The sequence below is a fragment of the uncultured Thiocystis sp. genome (genome assembly GCF_903866365.1).
GTDB lineage: Bacteria > Pseudomonadota > Gammaproteobacteria > Chromatiales > Chromatiaceae > Chromatium.
Genome location: NZ_CAIPNF010000212.1, coordinates 1 through 4,245 on the forward strand (window position 1 = coordinate 1; position 4,245 = coordinate 4,245).

The 4,245-nt window shown below is 57.7% G+C and carries 5 protein-coding genes; 1 reads left to right on the forward strand and 4 read right to left on the reverse strand.

Annotated elements, in window-relative coordinates; translation table 11 throughout:
- Positions 1 to 116 precede the first annotated feature (116 nt).
- From QZY07_RS11910 to QZY07_RS11925, 4 genes are all read right to left on the reverse strand, one after another.
- On the reverse strand, positions 117 to 758 hold the full coding sequence (locus QZY07_RS11910; RefSeq protein WP_295402741.1) for a hypothetical protein: 642 nt from the start codon (positions 756 to 758) through the stop codon (positions 117 to 119).
- Positions 751 to 1,023: a hypothetical protein gene (locus QZY07_RS11915; protein WP_295402744.1), complete on the reverse strand. Its 273-nt coding sequence runs from the start codon at positions 1,021 to 1,023 to the stop codon at positions 751 to 753. Before QZY07_RS11915 ends, QZY07_RS11910 begins: the two co-directional genes overlap by 8 nt.
- A 466-nt stretch (positions 1,024 to 1,489) precedes the next feature.
- Positions 1,490 to 2,320: an IS630 family transposase gene (locus QZY07_RS11920; RefSeq protein WP_295402747.1), complete on the reverse strand. Its 831-nt coding sequence runs from the start codon at positions 2,318 to 2,320 to the stop codon at positions 1,490 to 1,492.
- Positions 2,271 to 3,398, reverse strand: a complete 1,128-nt coding sequence (locus QZY07_RS11925; RefSeq protein WP_295402749.1) for a hypothetical protein — start codon at positions 3,396 to 3,398, stop codon at positions 2,271 to 2,273. Before QZY07_RS11925 ends, QZY07_RS11920 begins: the two co-directional genes overlap by 50 nt.
- Positions 3,399 to 3,615: 217 nt before the next feature.
- Here QZY07_RS11925 and QZY07_RS11930 point away from each other — a divergent pair.
- On the forward strand, positions 3,616 to 4,245 hold a 630-nt coding region (locus QZY07_RS11930; protein WP_295402751.1), incomplete at its 3' end, for an ISAzo13 family transposase.

Genomic DNA, 4,245 nt, shown 5'->3' on the forward strand with positions numbered 1-4,245 from the left:
GATCCGGATGCGGTCGAAAAAAGAATCAAGCAAATGCGGGTCAGGCATGAGCAAAGGCAAAAGGATATCGAGCGTTATTACAAGCTGACCGCGACGGGATAGTCAATGTGTTTGAATTAAAGTAACAAAGTAGAATTAATCTCGATTTTTAATGTGATTGGTGTAGCAGTCTCCAACAAGATATCGAATTTGATGGATTCGATGGTCCGACCCTGCAACGGGCGAAATCCCCGATAGAAGTCTTTCGTATTAACAAAATATCCAGGGAATTTTGTCGTTGCGGGTGGCTGCGTCCCTGGGGTCAGGGAGACGAACGTATCGGTTAAACCGAACAGAGAGGCGAAATAGCCGGCATAGCTGGTGTTCGGTTGCCCCGTAAAGTTAAACGTGAGATCCAGGCTGCCCCCAGGCCGGCTGCCAAGCGGGTCGTTTGACTTGCTTGACATGGCGATCTTCATTAGCCATTTGGCGGATTCAGCAGTGCCGGTATTGCCGGAGAAATTGTTTGAACCGAGGTCACCCGCCGTGATTTTCGTGTTCCAGTCGTCGACAATAAATTGCTGTCCATTTTTTGTGGGCAATGCTTCGAGGACATCGGCAAATGTCTGCCCTTCTGGAGTGGATAAACCGCCTAAAAATGCGATGGGACATATTACGGCGATGATGAGCCAACGTATGCGTTGACTGCTGTTGGAGCGACTTGGAAACGACCTCGATGATTGCCTTACACGCAATAGAGCTGTCAATGATTCAGTCATGATTATTCTCTACTGAGGTGCAGTACCTTGAAGATTTGCCGGATTGCAAATTCGCCGCCGTTCTGGCGTGTCGCGGGTGGAGCGCTGGACGAGCCAAACATGCTTCGCGCACCATGTTCACCGGCCTTTCAGTAACACGCTCTGCGCCATAAAAACAGGCATGGCTGAAGGGAATATACTCCCCGATACAGCCAGAAATCCAGCGCAAACGTGGACGCTTGCCGAACCAGATCGACTCTTTCGTCATCGCCACCTTTGCCGCCACGTCCACGGCATCCGATATGGGACGAATGGCCGGACATCCTGGCCTCGACGCCGACATTACGCGCTGTCGCACTGAAATTTCTGGTTGCGCTCCAGCCACTCCACCAGCGTCGACGAGGGCGCGTAGAACGGCTGCCAACCCCTCCCACTTTGCTGCCTATACCCAAACGGCGAAAGTGGGAGGGGGGCTGGGCGGACTCTATACCAGCGGCGGGGGTCGGCCCATAGCATTACCCATATCTCCTGAGTCATTATGTGTGCGGCACTGTAAGCGCTTGTTTTTTTTCAGATGTAGGGGCCGCTTCGGTATGCCTTGGCGACTCGAAAACCGGCAACGTAACCCCCTGATCTGGCTCGCCCTGCCGACTTGTGGGTAATGCTATGGGGTCGGCCATGAGGAGACATTCGCAGCTGAGCCGCTCGGGTCCGGTTCACGCTGTTTGCTGACGCAGGTAGTTAAACCCCGCCTAGCATGAGATGCGTAGTTTTTCCTCTTCCGGATCGAGGCTCGTTCTGGTCCAGAGCCGGTCGGCGATTGTAAACGGATCGAGGTTAATGGTCTGCGCAAAGTTACGCACGCGCGTGATTAGTTCTGCCGCGCTGGCGTGACAGTGATGGTAGGTGACATCCTCGCGCAACCAGCGCCAGAGGGCTTCGACCGGCATGAAATCAGGGCTGTAGCTGGGCAGCGGCAGCAGGGTGATGGCCAACTTCTCGGCCAGCGCCGCCACCGCGCCGGCGCGGTGATAAGGCGCCCCATCCCAGATCAAGACGATCTCGCGCGTCGGCTCATGCTCGCGGAGCCGTTGCAAGACCGCCAGCGTGTACTCGGCGTTACCGCAGGAAAAGTCCCAAATCGCCACTTGGCCGTGGTTGTAGAAATAGAGGCCATAGAAGCTCACCTTCGCCGACAGCCCAGGGGTGTGTGAACCGACCCACAAGCGTTCCCCGACTGGCGCCCAACCATATCCCAGGTCGGCCTCCTGGTGGAGGTGGGCTTCATCCAGATAGACGACCAATGGCGATTCCGGCTTCAGCGTCCGTGCCATCAGCGCTTGCAGTTGCGCAACAAAGGTCCCGCGCGCGTCGGTCGTGGCGCGGTTGAGCAGCGCCTTGGCCTTTTTCCAGGAAAACCCGAGTCGCTTGAGCGTCTGGCGGACCGTTTCCCGACTGATCGCACGCCCAAACTGCGTTTCGATCCACTCAACCAGCCGCTTGAGCGTCCAGCGCGGCGGCGCCGTGTGTTGCTCAAGCTCGGTGCTTGGCACCAGCCGCCCGGTTTCCGCATCCTTTTCCATCGCCGGTGCCGCCGCAGCGGCGAGCCCCACCCGGAGCACCGTGTCGAGCGCCTGCTCCGTCACCGGGCAAAAAAGGGGGTGAGACCGCCCGTTGGTTGAAAGACCACTTACCGCAAGTAATGGCGACCACATTGCACTGCGGCACATAGATTTCTTTGAAGTGATCCCAATCCGCCTGGTGGGAGCCGGGGCGCAGAAGGTCGGTAACCCAGTCTTGCAGGAGCGGACCCCAGACCTTCTGCACCGCTTGCTGACCACCAATTTGCTGCCTCAAGTCGAGAGCCTCGCGCTCGCACAAGGCAATCTGCTGCGCGAGCAGCACTCTGACATCGGATTGCTGATCCTGATGCGACCCAGACGACAAAAGCACGTCAAGTAGCTCCACACATCGTGCTTGGCAAGCGGCCAGGGCTTGGCGAACCCGAGATTCCTTTAGAATGTGCTGTTCAAGGTCCTGCTCGCGCTGCCTCCACTCAGACTCATCGACCTCGGGTGCCATGCATTGATCAATGAGCTTGTCGACTTCCGCTATCAGTCGACTCAAAGTAGCTTGAATAGCCCCACGCGCACCGTTCAGCGAGGCGATTCGATCTGTCAGTTCGGTGCCTGCCTGCTCAGCATTGTCGATTGAAGCGGACCACCTTTCTGCGTCGACAAACACGCTACCGTACAACTCGGGACTTAGGCCCCCGGCCGAGTTGCTGCGCAGTTGTTTGATTTCCTGACCTTTGGCTTTCCATGCCAACACTAAGCTATTGCCAACCTCGTCGTCGACATCGATCCGATCCGCGAGTGCCTTTCTCTCAACCTCTAGCTCTGCCAAGCGAATGGCTACATCTGGACTCTGAAGTGGGCGAACACCTGCAGCAAGCAAACGGTTGGCATCGTTTTCCAGGTCCTTCAGTCGCGCACTAAGGAACTGTCCATCATTTGTTTCCCGATCTTTGTTTAACCAGTATGCTTCAGCATAAGTGAAAAACATGCTGAGGACGTCACGTTGGCGGCGGTAGAGCTGATCCTGTCGGAACCCGTGGAAGCCCACGTCAAGCTGGTCTGTGAGCAACTCAATGAGAAACATCGACGCTGGGTAGCCGGGTTGCTCTCTGAGGTGGTCGGGTATGGCGGCACGAAGTGGGTCGCTGAGTTGACTGGCTTGGATCCGAAAACCATCCGGCAAGGTCGCCTTGATCTCCAGGCGGGGCTGGCGGACTGTCCCCGCGAGCGGGTACGCCGCGCGGGTGCTGGACGCCCCCCGCTAAAAAAAAGACGGGAGGCTGCAAGCCGATCTTCTGGCATTGATTGAGCCGGAGACGGGAGGCGATCCAGAAGGACGGGCCAAATACACGCGCAGCAGCTTGCGCAGTCTGGCGAAGCGGTTGGGTCGCGGCTGTGCCACCACGGTGGGACGGTTGCTCAAACCGCTCGGCGATTCGCTGAAAACCAATGTCAAGCGTCTGATTGGCAAGGCCCATCCGCAACGCGACCGCCAATATCGGTTGATCCAGCGCCTCAAGGGGCGGTTCCTGCGCTGCGGCCAACCGGTCATCAGCGTGGATGCCAAGAAAAACGAACTGATTGGCAACTTCAAGAATGCGGGAGCGCGTTATTGCCAGACGCCCGATGTCGTCAACACCGATGATTTTCCCAGTGATGCCGAGTGTCGAGCCACCCCCTATGGGGTCTACGATCAGCGCGCCAACCACGCCTTGGTGAGCGTGGGCACGGCGGCGGCGACCGCGCAGTTGGCGGTGGCCTCCATTCGGCGCTGGTGGGAGTGTCATGGCCGAGAGCGCTACCCCAAAGCCGATCACTTGTTGATCGAAGCCGATGCCGGGGGCTGCAACGGGCATCGCCCCCGGTTATGGAAACGCGAGTTGCAACAGTTGGCCAACGACACCGGATTGGCGATCACCGTCTGCCACTAC